At 72.4% G+C, this 18,235-nt stretch carries 18 protein-coding genes and 1 pseudogene; 14 read left to right on the top strand and 5 right to left on the bottom strand.

The annotated features are described in order from the left end of the window. The first annotated feature begins 208 nt into the window (after nt 1-208). Together ACFWPQ_RS46920 and ACFWPQ_RS46915 are read left to right on the top strand one after the other, a co-directional pair. Nucleotides 209-637, top strand: a complete 429-nt coding sequence (locus tag ACFWPQ_RS46920; RefSeq protein ID WP_384049917.1) for a hypothetical protein — start codon at nt 209-211, stop codon at nt 635-637. Between the two features lie 123 nt (nt 638-760). After that, a pseudogene (locus ACFWPQ_RS46915) lies at nt 761-1,381 on the top strand (integrase core domain-containing protein); the annotation flags it as partial. A 15-nt stretch (nt 1,382-1,396) separates the two neighbouring features. Here the strand turns inward: ACFWPQ_RS46915 and ACFWPQ_RS46910 are convergent. Beyond that, complete coding sequence (locus tag ACFWPQ_RS46910) at nt 1,397-2,020, bottom strand: histidine phosphatase family protein (RefSeq protein ID WP_384049914.1); 624 nt, start codon at nt 2,018-2,020, stop codon at nt 1,397-1,399. Nucleotides 2,021-2,291: 271 nt separating this feature from the next. On the opposite strand from ACFWPQ_RS46910, the gene ACFWPQ_RS46905 reads away from it, so the two are divergent. From ACFWPQ_RS46905 to mftR, 3 genes are all read left to right on the top strand, one after another. Then, nucleotides 2,292-2,450, top strand: a complete 159-nt coding sequence (locus ACFWPQ_RS46905; protein ID WP_384049911.1) for a hypothetical protein — start codon at nt 2,292-2,294, stop codon at nt 2,448-2,450. 350 nt (nt 2,451-2,800) lie between these two features. Then, complete coding sequence (locus ACFWPQ_RS46900; RefSeq protein ID WP_384049908.1) at nt 2,801-5,038, top strand: MMPL family transporter; 2,238 nt, start codon at nt 2,801-2,803, stop codon at nt 5,036-5,038. 273 nt (nt 5,039-5,311) lie between these two features. Then, nucleotides 5,312-5,938, top strand: coding sequence for a mycofactocin system transcriptional regulator (mftR, locus tag ACFWPQ_RS46895; RefSeq protein ID WP_384049905.1), 627 nt, complete (start codon nt 5,312-5,314; stop codon nt 5,936-5,938). A gap of 29 nt (nt 5,939-5,967) precedes the next feature. Here the strand turns inward: mftR and mftG are convergent, their stop codons facing one another. Further along, the gene (mftG, locus tag ACFWPQ_RS46890) at nt 5,968-7,512 is read right to left on the bottom strand and encodes a mycofactocin system GMC family oxidoreductase MftG (protein WP_384049902.1); all 1,545 of its coding nucleotides are present in this window, start codon (nt 7,510-7,512) and stop codon (nt 5,968-5,970) included. Nucleotides 7,513-7,680: 168 nt separating this feature from the next. Between mftG and mftA the strand changes: the two genes are divergently transcribed. The 9 genes from mftA (at nt 7,681) to ACFWPQ_RS46845 (ending at nt 15,417) form a co-directional block, all read left to right on the top strand. Beyond that, nucleotides 7,681-7,818, top strand: a complete 138-nt coding sequence (mftA, locus tag ACFWPQ_RS46885; RefSeq protein ID WP_384049899.1) for a mycofactocin precursor MftA — start codon at nt 7,681-7,683, stop codon at nt 7,816-7,818. Between the two features lie 10 nt (nt 7,819-7,828). Next, nucleotides 7,829-8,104 carry a mycofactocin biosynthesis chaperone MftB gene (mftB, locus tag ACFWPQ_RS46880; RefSeq protein WP_384049896.1) on the top strand — a complete coding sequence of 92 codons (276 nt, stop codon included), beginning with the start codon at nt 7,829-7,831 and terminating at the stop codon, nt 8,102-8,104. Further along, entirely contained in the window at nt 8,101-9,309 is a 1,209-nt protein-coding gene (gene mftC / locus ACFWPQ_RS46875; RefSeq protein WP_384049893.1) for a mycofactocin radical SAM maturase, read from the top strand. The genes mftB and mftC overlap by 4 nt, the downstream gene beginning before the upstream one ends. Further along, nucleotides 9,302-10,534, top strand: coding sequence for a pre-mycofactocin synthase MftD (gene mftD, locus ACFWPQ_RS46870; RefSeq protein ID WP_384049890.1), 1,233 nt, complete (start codon nt 9,302-9,304; stop codon nt 10,532-10,534). Before mftC ends, mftD begins: the two co-directional genes overlap by 8 nt. 2 nt (nt 10,535-10,536) lie before the next feature. Next, a complete protein-coding gene (mftE, locus tag ACFWPQ_RS46865) occupies nt 10,537-11,370 on the top strand; it encodes a mycofactocin biosynthesis peptidyl-dipeptidase MftE (protein WP_384049887.1) in 834 nt (277 codons plus the stop codon). Beyond that, entirely contained in the window at nt 11,367-12,752 is a 1,386-nt protein-coding gene (gene mftF, locus ACFWPQ_RS46860; protein ID WP_384049884.1) for a mycofactocin biosynthesis glycosyltransferase MftF, read from the top strand. The genes mftE and mftF overlap by 4 nt, the downstream gene beginning before the upstream one ends. Before the next feature lie 125 nt (nt 12,753-12,877). Beyond that, a complete protein-coding gene (locus tag ACFWPQ_RS46855; RefSeq protein ID WP_384049881.1) occupies nt 12,878-14,059 on the top strand; it encodes a hydroxylase in 1,182 nt (393 codons plus the stop codon). A 32-nt stretch (nt 14,060-14,091) separates the two neighbouring features. After that, nucleotides 14,092-14,622: a flavin reductase family protein gene (locus ACFWPQ_RS46850; RefSeq protein WP_384049878.1), complete on the top strand. Its 531-nt coding sequence runs from the start codon at nt 14,092-14,094 to the stop codon at nt 14,620-14,622. A 57-nt stretch (nt 14,623-14,679) separates the two neighbouring features. Continuing rightward, complete coding sequence (locus ACFWPQ_RS46845; RefSeq protein WP_384049875.1) at nt 14,680-15,417, top strand: hypothetical protein; 738 nt, start codon at nt 14,680-14,682, stop codon at nt 15,415-15,417. A 52-nt stretch (nt 15,418-15,469) separates the two neighbouring features. Here ACFWPQ_RS46845 and ACFWPQ_RS46840 read toward each other — a convergent pair whose 3' ends face one another. Genes ACFWPQ_RS46840 through ACFWPQ_RS46830 form a run of 3 tightly spaced genes read right to left on the bottom strand, consistent with a single transcriptional unit; the run spans nt 15,470 to nt 18,202 of the window. Continuing rightward, a complete protein-coding gene (locus ACFWPQ_RS46840; RefSeq protein WP_384049873.1) occupies nt 15,470-16,228 on the bottom strand; it encodes an SDR family NAD(P)-dependent oxidoreductase in 759 nt (252 codons plus the stop codon). Between the two features lie 52 nt (nt 16,229-16,280). Further along, nucleotides 16,281-17,045 (bottom strand): SDR family NAD(P)-dependent oxidoreductase, encoded by a 765-nt coding sequence (locus ACFWPQ_RS46835; RefSeq protein WP_384049870.1) that lies wholly within the window; start codon nt 17,043-17,045, stop codon nt 16,281-16,283. Nucleotides 17,046-17,074: 29 nt separating this feature from the next. Next, a complete protein-coding gene (locus ACFWPQ_RS46830) occupies nt 17,075-18,202 on the bottom strand; it encodes an acyl-CoA dehydrogenase family protein (protein WP_384049867.1) in 1,128 nt (375 codons plus the stop codon). Between the last annotated feature and the right edge of the window lie 33 nt (nt 18,203-18,235).

Raw genomic sequence — 18,235 nt, 5'->3', positions numbered from 1 at the left:
CGCTGGTGCCCCTGCGGCGCACGGAAGGGCTCGGAGGCCTGAGGCGGGCGTGGTGTGCGCGAGGTCGTCGGCGGCGACCGGGCTGGACACCTCGGAGCGCCGCCGGCGCCGCCGGCTGGCATCCCGCCCGCCCGCACGGCGACATGGTCATCAGCCGCATGCGGTACGAGTCCGTAAGTTGTCAGGTGGCCCGAGAGAGCCGCAGCCGGTGATGCGGCCATTCGGACGTCGTGCACTGCCGGACCTGAAGGCCGCAGCGGAGACGGCGGACTGGGATCGCTGCGTCGAGATCGTCAATCGGCAGATCTCCGGCTTCTCCGCTGCGCATGTCGAGGCTCTTCGGGCCGATCATTACGGTTGGGCGATCTTGCGTCGCTTGAGCGGACCGCTGTACGCCGAACTCGGCGCGCTCAACGCGACGCTTCCCCCGGATGCGATGGCGCGACAGGCAGATCGAGTCGACCTGATCATCGGCCAGTGCAACCGCGGAACGGCCCCCTACGGAACGTCGTTCGACAACGTGCGGCAGCACGTCGCGCACGCCGGAGTCCACGAACTCCCCGGCCAGGGCCACCTGGCCCACCTTCAGGCGCCGGCAGAACTTGGCCACCTGCTCAACAACCTCGCCGTCATCTGATGGGCACCCACGCCAACGCGCCTCTCTCCATTGAGGGCCGCAGGCGACTCGTCGAGCGATGCGTGTCCCGTCCGATCGCCCACGTTGCTGCGGAGATGGGCATCTCCAGGGCATGCGCGCACGATCACCGCTCGCCGGCCGGGACACATGGTGCACATCGACGTGAAGAAGGTCGGACGGATACCTGACGGCGGCGGATGGCGAGCCCACGGCCGAGACAGCGACCACTCCCGGGCAGTCGGCCGCAACAAGAAGAGGACCGGCCGTGGAGGGTAGGTGTACCTGCACTCCGCGATCGACGGGCACACCCGCCTCGCCTGCACGGAGCCCTTGCCGGATGAGAAAGCCTCGACGGCGATCGCGTTCCGGCACCGAGCCAGGGCGTGGTTTGCCGTACACGGCATCACCCGCATCGAACGGCTCGTCACCGACAATGGTGTCTGCCGCCGGGCCGACGCGTTCACCCGCGCCCTACTCGGCTCACGGCACCAGCGGATCCGGCCGTATAGGCCCCGGCACGACGGGAAAGTGGAACGGTACAACCGGATTCTGGCAGAAGAGTCCCTGTGCGCGGGCACTTGGACCTCCGAAACACAGCGAGCCCAGGCGCTGGCGGTGTGGAACATCCACTACAACTACCGCCGGCCCCACACCGCTCTCGGCGGTCGACCGCCCGCAGCAACACTCGGGCAGTCCGTCACCAACGTCCTGGCCTCATACATCGGTGCTGGGACGTGTCCCTGATCTCGCATGCGCTGGTCAGGCGATGGCGGTGGTGAGGGGCGTCGTGCGTCTGGTGAGGAGCCTGCGCCGGGGCTGGTGGGGCGCGAGGTTGCCGAACTGGACGTCCCAGCGGCCGTGGCGGCGGGTGAGGAAGACCGCGCACAGGGGCGGGATGGTGAGGTGCCAGAAGGCGCGTGCGGGTATGGCGAGTGTGTCGATGAGCAGAGCCCGGATGACGGCCGCTTCGGTGATGGCGAGCGTGTGGTCGGTGTGCGGTGTCATGCTGCCGAGCCAGTCGGCCGACCGGTGGCACAGCTGTCGCAGGGATTCTCCGTCGTGCGGGATGGCGTCCGGATCGGTGAGCCAGGCGGTGAATCCGTCGGGGTCGGTTGCCGCGATTTCGGCGGCGGTGTGACCGCTCCATCTGCCTATGTCGAGGTCGCGCAGCATGGGCTCGGGTGATGCCGTGAGACCGATGGCGTCGGCGGTTTCCGAGCAGCGGATCGAGGGCGCCCGGACGGCCGACTCGCGGGGAGAGAGCACTGCTCTCGCGGCGCCTGCCATGCGCATGCAGTCCTCGCTGAGATGGGCGTCGCCGAGGAGCGGATCCAGAGTGGGGTCACCGCCGGGCGCGCACAGGAGCGTCAGGTCGTTCGGCATGGGACCTCCCACTTTCCTGGCCGGGCGTGGCCTCGGGCGGTGCGTACGGCTGCCGGCGGGCTGCCGGCGCGTCGTGCCTTACGTGCTCCACGGTCGGTGCAGGCCCCTGTACGGCACCATCCGCCAGATGTCCGAAACCACCCCGCCGACCGGCCGGCTCGTCCCGGTGGCCCGAGCACCCCGAGGCCCGGCCCGACCTCCGCGACCGGCCCCGCCCGGCACCCGCCCTCTGGATCCAGCCCCTGTCCGCCCTTGGGCCTCAGGACACCCCATGGCCCGCCCGGTCACCGTGCCCGCCGCTCACCCGACCACCGGCTCCAGCCACCACTACCGCCTGGCGCCGCCTGGCGCCGCCGACGGGCTCATCGCAAGCCGGGGTAGTCCGGCGCCGGTCCCGGCGGTCGAGCAGCCGTACCAGCCCTGGTCCTGAGTGGTCGCAGGCACGCCGACCGCGGGCACCGAGCACCGCCGCAGGACCGCCGGCCTCGCCGTCGTGACGGCCGCCCTCACCGCCCTCACCGCCCTCACCGTGATCACTGTGATCACCGTCCGTCACCGGGCGGCTCGGTGCGGGCCCGCCGATCCTCCCGGCGGTGTAGCGGGCTACACCTCGCATCCGGGAGAGCGCACCCTCGTCGCGCCGGGCGGCTCGCGGAAGGCTGGGAAGCGGAGACGGACACCTCCCCGAACCCGCCCCGACCAGGGCGGGCTCCCTCACGCAGGGGCGGTCACCGGTCCTCCGTCCCTTGCCGAACCCCTGATGCGGAGGCTTCCCCCGTCATGGCAACTGTCCTTTACCACCTGGGCCGCACGGCCTTCCGCTGGCGATGGTTCGTCACCGTCCTGTGGGTGGCGGTGCTGGGCGCCGTCGGATTCGCCGCCGCCAAGGCGCCCGCGGCCGCCGACGAGGGCTTCACCATGCCGGGGATCGAGTCGCAGAAGGCGTTCGACCTGATGGAGAAGCGCTTCCCGGGCGCCGCCGCGGACGGGGCGAGCGCCCGGATCGTCTTCATCGCGCCGAGCGGCGAGAAGGTCACCGCCGCCGGAAACAAGAAGGCGATCGAGAAGCTCGTCGACGAGGCCGGCGACGGCAACCAGGTCGCCGCCGTGGTCGACCCGTTCCGGGCGAAGGCCGTCAGCACGGACGGCGGGACCGCCTACGCGACGGTATCCTTCAAGGCGAAGGCCGACGACCTCACCGACGCGAGCAAAATCCACCTGGAACGGGCCGTCGAACAGGCCCGGGGCTCGGGTCTCAGGATCGAGGTCGGCGGCGACGCCCTCGCGGCGAAGCCGGCTGCGGGCGGCAGCGCCGAGGCCGTCGGCATCGCCATCGCCGCCGTCGTACTGCTGATCACGTTCGGCTCGCTGGCCGCTGCCGGGCTCCCGCTGCTCGCCGCGATCATCGGCGTCGCCGTCAGCATGACCGGGATCATGGCCCTGTCCGAGACCTTCGGACTGTCCGAGAACACCGGCACCCTCGCCACCATGCTCGGTCTGGCCTGCGGCATCGACTACGCCCTGTTCGTCGTCTCCCGCTACCGAGAGGAGCGCGCCAAGGGCCACGCGCCGAGAGAGGCTGCGGGCCTGGCCGCCGGCACGGCCGGTTCCGCGGTCGTCTTCGCCGGTCTCACCGTCGTCATCGCCCTGGCCGGCCTCTCGGTGGTCGGCATCCCGATGCTCACCAAGATGGGCCTGGCCGCCGCCGGCGCTGTGCTGGCCTCGGTGCTGATCTGCCTGACCCTGGTCCCGGCGATCCTCGGCTTCTGGCCGAACGCGGTACTCGCGCGCGGCGCGCGCCGGAACTCCCGCCGCCACCGCAGGAAGCAGGCGAGGACCGAGAACGGCGGCTCCCGCTGGGCCAGGGCCGTCGTACGGTTTCCGCTGCCCGTGCTCGTGCTCTCCGTCGTGGGTCTCGGTGCCTGCGCGATACCGGTGATGGATCTCCAGCTCGGCATGCCCGGCGACGAGGCCAAGCCCACCTCCACCACCGAGCGGCGCGCCTACGACGCCCTTGCCGACGGCTTCGGCCCCGGTTTCAACGGCCCCCTGACCATCGTCGTCGACGCGAAGGGGGCCGACGCCCCGAAGGCGGCCGCGGCGGCTGTGGCGGCTGTCTCGAAGGACATCGCCGGCACCGAGGGCGTTGTCTCGGTGTCCCAGGCCCGGTTCAACGAAGCCGGGAACACCGCGGTGTTCGCCGCCACCCCGGCCACCAGCCCGACCGACGAGAAGACCAAGGACCTGGTCAAGACCATCCGCGACGAACGGCCCGGTATCGAGAAGGACGCCGGGGTCTCCTTCGAGGTGACCGGCAAGACCGCGCTGGACATCGACGTCGCGCAGAAGGTGCAGGACTCGCTGATCCCCTACCTCGTGGTGGTCGTCGGCCTGGCTGTCGTCCTTCTGCTGTTGGTGTTCCGATCCCTGCTCGTGCCGCTCAAGGCCGCTTTCGGGTTCCTGCTCTCGGTCCTCGCGGCCCTCGGCGCGGTCGTCGCGGTCTTCCAGCAGGGCCACGGCGCCGAGCTGCTGGGCGTGGAGTCCACCGGTCCGATCATGAGCATGATGCCGATCTTCCTGGTGGGCATCGTCTTCGGACTGGCGATGGACTACGAGGTGTTCCTGGTCTCCCGGATGCGCGAGGCGTACGTCCACGGCGAGGCGCCCAAGGATGCCGTCGTGTCCGGGTTCCGGCACAGCGCCCGGGTGGTCGTGGCCGCCGCGCTGATCATGATGGCGGTGTTCTCCGGCTTCATCGGCGCCGGCGAGTCGATGATCAAGATGATCGGCTTCGGGCTCGCGATCGCGGTCCTCTTCGACGCCTTCGTCGTCCGGATGGCGATCGTGCCGGCCGTCCTCGCTCTGCTCGGCCACAAGGCCTGGTACCTCCCGAAGTGGCTGTCCCGGCTGCTGCCGGACATCGACGTGGAGGGGGAGAAGCTGAGCCGGAGGATGACCGCCCCGACGGCGCCGGCGGCCGAGGAACAGCACACCGCGGAGCCCGCCGCGGCCCGCTGAGCACGGGGGAGGGGCCGTCCGGCCGGACGGCCCCTCCGCACGCGCCGGAGCGGGGGCAGCTGCCGCGTGGCCACCGATCGCCAAGGGCGGTCGGGCCACGACGTCGAGCGGTTCGGGGGCGGGAGCAACCGCATAGTCTTTTCGGTGCCGACGGAGCCATGCCGGCGCACCCGCGCGGCCGCCCACCTGGCTGATGCGAGGATGTCGGCCGACGGCGCGGGGCGCAGGCTGCTCGCCGTCGCCGGTACTCGTGGCGAAGAAGGGGAATCGCGGATGGAGCCGTCACGGGGTGACACGGCGGTCTGTGCGGGATCCACCCGGTCGGGACGGCCGCGCGTGACCTCGCGGAGCGCGCTCGAACGGCTGGGCTTCGAACTGTTCGCCGTACGCGGCTTCGACGACACCACGGTCGACGACATCGCCGCCGCGGCGGGCATCGGCCGACGCACCTTCTTCCGGTACTTCGCCTCCAAGAACGACCTCGTGTGGGGTGACTTCGAGGCCCAACTGGTCAGGCTCGAAGCCCTGCTGGCGGCGGCCGACCCGGACAAGCCGATGATGGAAGCGCTGCGCGAGGCGGTCGTAGAGTTCAACCGGTTCGACCCGGCGGAGGTGCCCTGGCACCGGCAGCGCATGGCCCTCATCCTGCGCGTGCCGACGCTCCAGGCGGACTCGGCCGTGCGGTACGCGTCGTGGCGGGACCTCGTCACGGAGTTCGCCGCCCGGCGGCTCGGACACCCCGCGTCGGACCTGCTGCCCCGGCTGATAGGCGGCACCGTCCTGGCCGCGTGCGTCACGGCGTACGAGCAGTGGCTGGCCGACGAGGACGCCGACCTGGGCGAACTGCTGGATCTGGCCGTGCGGCAACTCGCGGACGGATACCGGGACCTTCGCGGGTAGCCGCGCGGCCCGGCGGCGCGGGGCCCCGGTCAGGCCGGCCCGCGCCGCAGGGCGTCGGCGACGACCTCACCGATGAGGACGGCGGTGGCCGCCGGGCCCCTGAGCGGCGGCGTCGGCAGGATGGACGTGTCCGCGACGCGCAGACCGGCGACACCGTGCACCGCGCCGTAGGCGTCGACGGCGGCCCGGGGGTCCTCGGCGGGACCCATCGGTACCGTGCCGCAGGTGTGGTGGGACGTGCCGAGGTGCCCGCGAATCCAGTCGTCGAGATGCCGGTCGTCGCCCAGCACCTCGGCCACCGGCTCCGCGAGCCCCGCAGAGACCTCCGTGAAGTCGGTCGTACCGACCAACTCGGCGGTGACACGGACCACTTCGCGCATCCGCCGCCGGTCCGCCGCCGTCGACAGGTAGCCGTAGTCGAAGTCCGGGGGCGTCGCGGGAGCGGCGGACCTGGTGCGCATCCGGCCCGTCAGCCGTGGGGTCTGGACGGAGGCGAGGAACGCGAGCGGAGCGCCGGGCACGGACACCCTGCCGCCGGTCAGGCCGGCCGGCGGGACGAGGGACTGCAGGATCTCCAGGTCACCCGGGTGGGTCCCGTCGGACGACGAGAGGTGCAGCGCGCCACCGAGCCAGGAACCGACGGGCTCCGGCAGCGGACACCGGGGCGCCCACTCCAGCACCACCTGCGGATGGTCGCCGAACCGCGCTCCGACGGCCGGCGCATCCCTGACCACGGGGATGCCGAGTGACTCCAGGAGGCGGCGCGGCCCGATGCCCGACAGATGCAGCAGGTGCGGGGAGCGCAACGCCCCGGCGCACAGCACGACCTGGCCGCCGGACACCGTCCTGCGGCGCCCGTGCCGCTCGACCACCACGCCGGTCGCACGACCCCGCTCGACGACGACCCGGAGAACCGTACTGTCCCCCTCCACCAGGAGGTTGGGCCGGCCGGCCGCGCCCAGTAGACAGGCGAGGCCCGTGTTGAGACGCACCCCGTCCACCGCGTTGCACGGCACCGGGCCGAAACCCGGCGCGCCCTGGGCGTTCTTGTCGGGTTCCACGGGGAAGCCCAGCCGCCGGGCGGCCGCCCGGAACGCGACGGCGGCCGGATGGCCGAGGCCGGTGCGGCGGACACGCACCGGCCCGCGGTCTCCGTGCAACTCGCCGCCGCCTTCGTCGAGGTCGGTCTCCAGCGCACGGAGAAACGGCAGCATCCGGTCGTACGACCAGGCCGGGCCGCCTGCGGCGGACCAGCGGTCGAAGTCCTCCCGCCTGGCTCGGACGAAGTACCCGCCGTTGACGGTCGTCGAGCCGCCCAGAACGCGTCCCCGTACGACCGTGTACGGGCGCTCCGGAGTGAGCCGGACCGCGTACGGCTGGACGGCGGGGTGTCCGGGCTGTGCGCCGGGCACGAGCCGGGCGTCCAGCAACTCCGGTGCGAACGCCGCCGGATGGGACGGTACCGGGCCGGCCTCCAGCAGCAGCACCGTGCGGTCGGCGTCCTCGCCGAGCCGCGCCGCGAGTACGGCGCCACTGCCGCCGGCCCCGACCACGATGACGTCGGGACGCCTCACCGGTGCCCGCTCCCTATCGAGGAGTGACGCGGTGTCAAGTACCCATGCGGTGCAGTGCTGGCCATCCGTGTCCTCTTCGAGGCTCTGCTTCTCCGGCGTCTTCACTTTCGGCACTCGGTGTCATTATTCTCGGGATGTCCGAACTGAGCGATGCCCAGGGAGAGTCGCATGAACGAGACGCATGTCATCCCGCCCGTCCCGGCCAGCGAGATCCAGGACGAGGGGACTCCGTCCGAAGGGTCCCTGATCGAAGCCGAGGAGCTGATCGAGGAGGTCTCCATCGACGGCATGTGCGGCGTCTACTAGGCGCCGCCGGATGACCGCGATGGACCTCGACCGCGCCTGGGACCTGCATCCGCAGGTCTCGGTGCGACCGGAACCCTTCGGCGCGCTGCTGTACCACTTCGGCACCCGCAAGCTGTCGTTCCTCAAGGACCGGCGGCTGCTGACCGTCGTCCAGGCGCTCGCGGACGCACCCACGGCCCGCGCCGCCTGCCTGGCCGCGGGTCTCACGGAGCACGAACTGCCCCGCTACGGCCGGGCCCTCGCCGTACTCGCGCAGTCGTCGATGGTCGTCGGGAGGACCTCATGACCGCCACGTCCCCGTCCCGGCTGGTCGACCTGTTCGAGCTCGGGCTCGCCGCGCCGATCTGCCTGACCTGGGAACTGACCTACGCCTGCAACCTGTCCTGCGCCCACTGCCTGTCCAGCTCCGGCCGACGCGACCCGCGCGAGCTGAGCACCGCCGAGGCCAAGGCCGTCATCGACGAGCTGGAGGCCATGCAGGTCTTCTACGTCAACATCGGCGGCGGCGAGCCCACCGTCCGCCCCGACTTCTGGGAACTCCTCGACCACGCCACCGCCCATCACGTCGGCGTGAAGTTCTCCACCAATGGCGTCCGGATCACCCCCGAGGCCGCCGAACGCCTCGCCCGCAACGACTACGTGGACGTCCAGATCTCGCTCGACGGCGCCACCGCCGACGTCAACGACGCGGTGCGCGGCCCGGGTTCGTACGCCACGGCCGTCAGGGCACTGGAGAACCTCGCCGCCGCCGGCATGCGGAACTTCAAGATCTCCGTGGTCTGCACCCGGCACAACATCCCGCAGCTGGACGCCTTCAAGGCACTCGCCGACCGCTACGGCGCCCAGCTGCGCCTGACCCGGCTGCGCCCCTCCGGACGCGGCGCCGACGTCTGGGACGACCTGCACCCGACGGCCCGGCAGCAACGCGAGCTGTACGACTGGTTGCTGGCGCACGGCGAGAACGTGCTGACCGGCGACTCCTTCTTCCACCTGTCCGCCTACGGCCAGGCGCTGCCGGGCCTCAACCTGTGCGGCGCCGGGCGCGTCGTCTGCCTGATCGACCCGGTCGGCGACGTCTACGCCTGCCCGTTCGCCATCCACGACGAGTTCCTGGCCGGCAACGTCCGCGAGCCCGGCGGCTTTTCCGGTGTCTGGCGCGACTCGGAGCTGTTCCGACGGCTGCGCACCCCGCAGCACGGCGGCGCCTGCGCGTCCTGCGCGTTCTACGACACCTGCAAGGGCGGCTGCATGGCCGCGAAGTTCTTCACCGGGCTCCCGCTGGACGGACCGGACCCCGAGTGCGTGCAGGGCTACGGCGCGGAACGGCTCGCCCGGCGTGACACGGCCCGGCTGCCCAAGCCGTCCGGCGACCACTCGCGGGGCCCCGTGGACCTGGTGCTCACCCGCCGTCCTCCGGTGCGCGACTGCGCCGAGAGCCCCCTGGCCGGGCTGGACCCGACACCCACCGGAAAGGGCCGGACACATGCCTAGGAACCCCTGGTTCGAGACGGTCGCCGAGGCCCGGCGCAGGGCGAGACGGCGGCTGCCCGGCCCGGTCTACGGCGCGCTCGTCGCCGGCTCGGAGCGCGGCCGCACCATCGACGCCAACACGGAGGCCTTCGCCGAACTGGGCTTCGCGCCGCGCGTCGTGGGCCACCACGCGGACCGCGACCTGTCCACGACGGTACTGGGCGTGCCCACCGCACTCCCCGTGCTCATCTCACCGACCGGGGTACAGGCCGTCGATCCGGACGGGGAGGTGGCCGTGGCCCGGGCCGCCGCCAACCGGGGGGTGATCATGGGGCTCAGCTCGTTCGCGAGCAAGCCCATGGAGGAGGTGGCCGACGCACAGCCGGACTTCTTCTTCCAGCTGTACTGGAGCGGCACCCGCGACACCATGGTGCAGCGCATGGACCGGGCCAGGGCCGCCGGCGCCAAGGCGCTCATCGTCACCCTCGACTGGTCGTTCTCGCACGGCCGCGACTGGGGCAGCCCCGCCATCCCGGACAAGCTCGACCTCAGGACCGTGCTGCGGTTCGCCCCCGACGTCCTGCCCCGGCCCGGCTGGCTGTGGCGGTACGCCAGGTCGGGCCGCGTCCCCGACCTCACCGTCCCCAACCTGACCGCGCCCGGCGGCGCCGCGCCGACCTTCTTCGGCGCCTACGGCGAGTGGATGCGGACCCCGCCGCCCACCTGGGAGGACCTCGCGTGGCTGCGGGAGGAGTGGGGAGGCCCCTTCCTCCTCAAGGGCGTCTCCCGCGTGGACGACGCCAGGCGGGCGGTCGACGCCGGCGTCCCGGCGCTGTCCGTGTCCAATCACGGCGGCAACAACCTGGACACCACCCCGGCCACCATCCGGCTGCTGCCCGCGATCGCGGATGCCGTCGGCGACCAGGTCGAGGTCCTGCTGGACGGAGGTGTCCGCCGCGGCGGCGACGTGGCCAAGGCACTCGCTCTCGGTGCCCGTGCCGTCCTGATCGGCCGCGCCTGTCTGTGGGGCCTCGCGGCGAACGGGCAGGCAGGTGTCGAGAACGTGCTGGACATCCTGCGCGGCGGACTGGACTCGGCCGTCCTGGGCCTCGGCCACTCCTCCGTGCACGAACTGGACCCCGGCGACCTGGCGATACCGCCCGGCTTCCGGCTGACGCTGGGCGGCGCGGACGTACCGGCGGCCGCTTCGGCGCTCCCGGCCGGCGCCGAGTCCACGGCGGCCTGAGCATGCCGGGGGACGCCGTACCAGGAGACGCCGTACCGCCCCTCCTGGCCGACGCCGTGTGGCCGGCCGTGCCCTCCGGCGCGCTCGTCCTGGTCCCGGTCGGGTCCACCGAGCAGCACGGTCCGCATCTGCCGCTCGACACCGACACCGTCGTCGCCCGCGCCGTCGCCCGGCGCACGGCCGACGCTCTCGCCACCGGACCGTACGGTCCACCGCTGGTGACGCCGGCCCTGGCCTTCGGCGCGAGCGGCGAGCACGCCGGCTTCCCCGGGACCGTCTCGATCGGGCACGAGGCGCTGCGCGCGGTCGTCGTGGAACTGGCACGCTCGCTGTCCCTGTGGGCGAGCCGGATCGTGTTCGTCAACGGCCACGGCGGAAACACGGCCACCCTCGACGGCGCCCTCGCCCTGCTGCGCACCGAGGGCCACGACGCCGTCTGGGCCGGCTGCGAGGCGCCGGGCGGCGATGCGCACGCCGGCCGCACGGAGACCTCCCTGTTGCTGCACCTGGAACCCGAACGTGTCCGCCTCGACGCCGCCGTCGCCGGCGACACCCGCCCGCTTCCCGTACTCCTGCCGGAGCTGACGGCCCGAGGTGTCCGCGCGGTCTCCGCCTCCGGCGTGCTCGGCGACCCGGCCGGCGCCACGGCCGAGGAAGGACGCCGGACGATGGCCGCCATGGTCTCCGCCACGCTCCGCGGCATCACCGCCTGGACCCCCGACACCCGCGGCCGTCTCACCGACCCCGGGGCCGGTTCGCCGTTGACGCTGTCCGCTGCCTCGAATACCTCGAATACCTCGAATACCTTGAATGCCTCGAAGGGCGTGCGCCGATGACGCTTCCCCTCGGATTCGTCGTGGAGTTGGACCGGCACACGCAGGTGGTCGACGGTGGCCGGGCGCTGCTCGGCGGGTTTCCGACGCGGCTGCTCAAGCTGACTCCGCGAGCGCGGCGGCTGCTGACCGGGCGGGCGCTCGTCGTGCGGGACGCGGCAGGGGCGCTGCTCGCGGACCGGCTGCTGGAGACGGGCATGGCGCATCCCGTCGTCGGCTCGCTCCCGGCACCCACGGACCCCCGGTACACGGTGGTCGTGCCGGTCCGTGACCGCCCGCGTCAACTGGACCGCCTGTTGCGGAGCATCGGTCCGGGCCGCGCGGTGATCGTGGTCGACGACGCCTCCCGGCAGCCGGCCGCCGTGGCCGCGGCAGCAGCCCGGCACGGTGCGCGCCTGGTCGCCCTCGCCGTCAACGCCGGGCCCGCCGCCGCGCGCAACGCCGGTCTGCGGCTGGTCACCACCCCGTACGTGGTCTTCGTCGACTCCGACATCGTCCTGGACCCCGACACGGTCCCCACCCTGCTCCGGCACTTCGCCGACCCCCGGGTCGCGATGGCCGTACCCCGCATCACCGGGCTGCCCACCCCGGCCAGGACCTGGATCGAACGGTACGAGAACTCCCGGTCCTCACTCGACCTCGGCGCGCATCCGGCCCCGGTTCGGCCCGGTACCCCCGTCTCCTGGGCCTCCTCGGCGTGCGTGGTGGCCCGGGTCGACGCGCTGGGGGCGGGCTTCGACGCGGGCATGCGGGTCGGGGAGGACGTCGACCTGTGCTGGCGGATGGTGGCGGCGGGGCGCCGGGTGCGCTACGAACCCGCCGTCCGGGCCGCCCACGAACACCGGGTGCGACTGGGGGACTGGCTGCGGCGCAAGGCCGTCTACGGCACCGGGGCGCAGCCCCTCGCCGAACGCCACCCGGAGTCCGTCGCACCCGTCGTGTTCGCGCCGTGGAGCACGGCGTTCGCCGCCGCGCTGCTCGCCGGGCGGCGCTGGTCGGCACCGGCCGCCGCGGCCGTCCTCGCTGCCGTCGCCGTACGCATCGCCCGCAAGCTCGACGGCACGGAGCACCCGTACCGGCTGGCCGTGCGGCTCACCGGCAACGGAGCCCTCGCCACCCTGTCCCAGACCTCCGCGCTGCTGACCCGCCACTGGTGGCCGCTGACGGCCGTCGGCTGTGCGCTCTCCGGCCGGGTGCGTCGCGCCGCCGCGGTCGCCGCCCTGGCCGACATCGCACTGGAGTACCGGCGTGATCAAGCCACTCTCGACCCGGTGCGCTACGGCGTCGCCCGACGCCTCGACGACCTCGCCTACGGCGCCGGAGTGTGGTCCGCCGCCCTCATGGCCCGCTCCAGCCTCGCCTTGCGCCCCCGCGTGACCCGCTGAGACAGCCCAGTCCCGGTCAGCGGAAAGCGCCCGGCCGCCGCCCGTCCCCTGCCCTGACACTGAGACATCCCGCCGTCGGCGCCACGCCGCGCGGGCGATGGACCAGTCACCAGGAGGTGGGCGGAGTGACGCATGAAGTGGTCGGCCGTATCGAGGAGTCGGGTCCGGAACTGGCCGCACTCGCCGACGAGAACGAGTCACTCGGCAGGTTGAGCGACCGTACCGTCGAACTGCTGCGTTCCGCCGGAGTCATACGACTGCTGCAGCCCAAGGAGTTCGGCGGTTTCGGCTCTCATCCCCGGGACTTCGCGGAAGCGGTGATGGCGGTCGCGCGGCACGACGGGGCCGCCGGCTGGGTGTGCGGTGTCGTCGGGGTCCACCCGTGGGAGCTGGCCCAGATGGACCCGCGGCTCGCCCACGAGGTGTGGGACGACGACCCGGACACCTGGATCGCCTCCCCGTACATGCCCAACGGCATCGCCGACCCGGTGGACGGCGGCTACGTCCTCAGCGGCCGCTGGCCGTTCTCCTCCGGCAGCGACCACTGCCGCTGGGACTTCCTCGGCGCACTCCTCGGGGACGGGAAGGGCAGGCCGGCCGGGCCGATCACCGTGATGCACGTGGTGCTGCCCCGCTCGGACTACCAGATCATCGACGGCACCTGGGACGTCGTCGGCCTCTCCGGCACCGGCAGCAAGGACGTCGTCGTCGACAAGGCGTTCATCCCCGAATACCGCACCGTACGGCAGGAGGCCGTCCAGGACGGGGCCGCCGCCGAGGCGATCGGTCTCACCGACACGCTGTACAGGCTGCCCTTCGCCTCGATGTTCCCGCTCGGGATCACCGCGGCCGTCATCGGCATCTGCGAGGGCGCGCTCGCCGTGCACCTCGGCCAGCAGAAGGACCGGGTCGCCGTGACCGGCGTCCAGGTCCGCGACGACCCGTACGTGCTCTACGCGGCCGGTGAGGCCGCCGCCGAGATCGCCGCCTCCCGGGTCCAGCTCATCGACGGCATCAGCCGGCTGTACGACAAGGCCGAGGCAGGCCAGGAGATCACCGTCGAGGACCGGTCGAACGTACGGCGCAACCAGGTCCGGTGCGCCTGGCGGGCCGTCTCCGCGCTGGACGAGATCTTCGCCCGGTCCGGCGGCAACGCGATCCGGCGCGGCAACCCGATCCAGCGGTACTGGCGGGACGCGCACGTCGGACTCCAGCACATGATCCACGTGCCCGGCTCGGCGTACCACGCGAACGCCCTGGCCGGGATGGGGCTCGAACTGCCCGAGGCGATGCGGGTCCTGATATGAGGGACGGCGCGGTCCGTCCCCGGGAGGTGGATGTGACCGAGGGCCGCCGATTCCGCGACGTGCTGGGCAACTTCCCCACCAGCGTGGTCGCCGTCACCACCACGGACGCCGAGCAGCGGCCGCACGGCATGATCGTCGGCACCTTCACGTCCGTGTCGCTCGACCCGCCCCTGGTGTCCTTCCTGGCGGACCGATCCTCCACGACCCTGCGGACGATCAGGGCCGCGGGCCGCTTCTGCGCCAACGCGCTGGCGGGCGACCAGGAACGCATCTCCCGGCGACTGGCGACCAGGCCGGCGGGGGAGCGGTTCGTGGACACGGCCTGGGAGGTCTCGCCGCTGGGCAGCCCCGTCCTGCACGGAGTCGTCGCCTGGGTGGACTGCGTGGTGGAGCAGGTCGTCGAGATCGGCGACCACCTGCTGGTCGTGGGACGGGTCCACGACCTGTGCGTCGAGTCGTTGAAGACCCCGCTGCTCTTCTTCCGCGGCGGATACGGCGACTACCTCTCCAGCGCGGCACTGCTGCTGGACAGGCTCGTCGGCTGGGACGAGATCGGCCGGTAGGCACCGGTCGGCAGCAGCCGGCCGGTGGACGCCGGCCGGCCCACAAGGGAGCCGCAGTTGAGAAGAGACCTGTATCTGAGACTGGAACGCGTGTCGGCGTGGTGCGGTGTCGTCCTGATGGTGGGCTTCATCGTGGCCTTCAGCGCGGGCCACCTCCTCACCCCGGTGGACCCGAGGATGAGCCCCGCGGACCTCGTCACGTTCCTGCACGACCACCGCACCGGGATCCTGTGGTGCACCGTGATCATGGTGCTGGCCGTGCCCTTCGAGTACCCCTACGTCGTCGTGACGAGCCTTCAGATGAAGCGCGTCGAGGGCGGCTGGGGGCTGCTGTCCATGATCCAGCTGACCACCGGTGTGGTCGCACCGCTGGGCTTCTTCTTCCCCCTCGCCATCCTCTCCGCGGCCGCGTACCGGCCGGAGATCCACTCGCCCGACGTACTGGCCGCGCTGACCGACACCTTCAACCTCATGCTGGTGGGCAACGCGTGCATCTTCGTCCTCCAGGTCTGGTCGATCGGCTGTACCGCGTTCGTCGACCACCGGGAGAAGCAGGTCTTCCCCAAGTGGTACGGCTGGCTGAGCATCGTGCTGGGCGTGCTCCTCATCCCCGGAGCCTTCGTCTTCGTCACGGACAGCGGGCCGTTCGCCTGGAACGGCGTGCTCGCGAACACGATCCCCTCGCTGACGTACTTCGTCTGGAAGATCGCCACTCCGTATGTGCTGCTCAAGGCGATCAAGTCGGAGGAGCAGGAGCCGGCCGGCCGGCCGGAGACCCAGCCGGTGACCGTCTGAGCGAACGCCGGTGGCCGTGCTCCCGGTTGGGGTCACGGCCACCGGCGTGTCGTCAGACCGAGAGCGCGAACCCGCCCGTCACCCGCAGGGTTTCACCGGTCACGAAGGACGCCTTCGACGAGACGAGGTAGAGCAGCGCCTCGACGATGTCCTCCTCCCGGCCCTCCTGCGGCAGGATCTGCTCCCCGAGGACGCGTTCGGCCTCGGCGGGGGAGAGCTGGGCCCGCACCGCGTCGGTGAAGATCAGACCCGGCGCGATGGCGTTGACCCGGATGCCGTCGGCGGCGAACTCCCGCGCGAAGGACACCGTCAGGCCGCGCACGGCGAGCTTGGACACGCCGTAGATGCTGCGGTTCGCGTACGCCGCCGACGAGGAGATGTTGACGACACAGGCGCCGGCGCGGCCCTTCATGGCCTCGCGGGCGGCCATGGTGCAGATGACGGTGCCCATGATGTTGACGTCGACCACCCGCCGGACCCTGGCCAGGCCCAGTTCGGTGAAGGGCTTGTTGTAGGCGGCGTGCAGACCGGCGTTGTTGACCAGGACGTCGAGCCCGCCGTGGCGTGCGGCGATCTCGCTCACCACGGCGCCGACGCCGTCCTCGTCGGCGACGTCACAGGCGACTCCGGTCGCGCCCCGGCCTCGTGCGGTGAGTTCCGCGGCCGCCTCGGCCGCGGCGTCGCCGTCGATGTCGGCGAGCACGACATGCGCGCCGAGCGCCGACAGCGCCTCGCCGAACGCCTTGCCGAAGCCCCGGCCGCCCCCGGTGATCAGGGCGACCTTGCCCCGGTGCGGTGTGTGGTCCGGCATCAGCACCTCACCTCGGTCACTTTGGTCACTTCAGTCGCTTCGATCGCACCGGTCACTTCGGTCCGAACCGCTGGCCGGCGTCCAGACGCAGGCACTGGCCGTTCAGCATCGGGTTGTCCACGACCGCCAGGGCGAGCTTCGCGTACTCCTCTGGCCGGCCCAGCCGCCGGGGGAACGCGGCGTCCTTCACCAGGGCGGCCCTGGTCTCGGCGGGGATCCTCTCGGTGGCGCCGGTCTCGAACAGGCTCGGCGCGATGGCGACGACCCGGATGCCGAGGGAACCCAGATCGCGGGCCATGGTCAGGCTCATGCCGGCGATGGCCGCCTTGGCCGCGGAGTAGGCGACCTGCCCGATCTGCCCCTCGAAGGCGGCGATCGACGACGTGTTGACGATGACACCGCGTTCGCCGTCGGGTTCCTCGGCCTCGTTGCGGCTCATGTGCGCGGCGGCCAGCCTGCTGATGTTGAAGGTGGCGACGGCGTTGAGGTCGAGCACCCGGCGGAAGGCCTGCAGATCATGCGGTCCGTCCTTGCCGAGGGTGCGCCGCACACTGCCGCCGCCCGCCGTCGTGACCGACACGTGCAGCCCGCCCAGTGCCTGTACGGCCGCGTCCAGCGCGTTCTCGGTCGCCGCGAAGTCGGTCACGTCGACGGGGTGGAAGCTGCCGCCGAGCGCGGCGGCGACCTCACCGCCCGCCGACGCCGGACGGTCGAGCACGGCGACGTCGGCGCCGCGGGTCGCGAGGAGTTCGGCGGTGGCCCGGCCCATGCCGGAGGCGCCGCCGAACACCACCGCCTTCTTTCCCTTGATCTCCATGGGGAACCCTTCGGTTTCGGATCGTCCGCTCACGTGGCTGCGGGAGACGCCCGCAGGAAGGTGCACAGCCGGTCGCGGTGGACGGCGGCGTCGCCGTACAGCACGCTGTCGGCCCTGGCCCGGCGCAGGTGGAGGTGGAGCTCGTGCTCCCAGGTGAAGCCGATGCCGCCGTGCAGCTGGAGGGCCCGGGCCGCGACCTCGCCGGCCACGACCGCGACGTACGAGGCGGCGGCGCAGGCGGCCCGGCCGGCGTCCGCGGCGCCCGCGTCGGCGGACATCGCCGCGTAGCCGGTGGCGGCGCGGGCGCCGTGCACCCGCAGTGCCATGTCGGCGCAGGCGTGCTTGACGGCCTGGAAGGCGCCGATCGCTCGGCCGAACTGGACGCGGGACGTGGTGTGTTCGACGGTGAGTTCCAGCATCCGCTCCATCACCCCGAGCGCGTCGGCGCAGCGCAGCACCGACGCCTCGTCGAGGAGGCGCTGGATCTCGCCGGGGCCGGCGGCGAGACGGCGGTCCGGGGGCACCCGCACCCCCTCGAACCGGACCTCGTGGAACGAGCGGGTCAGGTCCAGCACCCGCTGCCGCCGGACCGTCACACCGGGGGCCGTACGGTCGACGAGGAAGGACGCCGGGACCCCGTCCTGGCGGGCGGTGACGAGCAGCCAGCGGGCGCCGCCCGCGTCCTGCACCGCCGTCTTCACCCCGTCGAGGACGACCGCGTCGCCGTCGCACCGGGCCGTGGCCCGCACGCCGTCGAGGGACCACGGGGTGTGCGGCTCGGCGAAGGCCCAGGTGGCCCAGTCCGAGCCGGCGGCGAGCACGGGCAGCACCTCGGCGCGCAGCGCGGGCGACCCCGCGGCGGCGAGTGCCCGGCCGGCGATCACGGTGGGAGTGACCGGGCCCCGTCCGAGCGCCCGCCCCATCTCCTCGGCGACGAGCGCGAGTTCCACCAGCCCCTGGCCGGCGCCGCCGTACTCCTCGGGCAGGCCGAGACCGGGCCAGCCGAGGGCGGCCGTCAGCCGCCACACCTCGGGATCGACATCCTCCGCGCGGTCCGCCCAAGCCCGCACGTGTTCGATCGGGGCCCGCTCCGACAGCAGGTCGCGCGAGGCCTCACGGAGCATCTCCTGCTCTTCGCTGAGCTCGAAGTCCATCATGGCAAGGTATCCTCTTTTGACCGTTCGGTCGAG

This window comes from Streptomyces sp. NPDC058464, assembly GCF_042721035.1.
Classification (GTDB): Bacteria; Actinomycetota; Actinomycetes; order Streptomycetales; family Streptomycetaceae; genus Streptomyces.
This window is presented reverse-complemented; position numbering and strand designations above follow the sequence as displayed.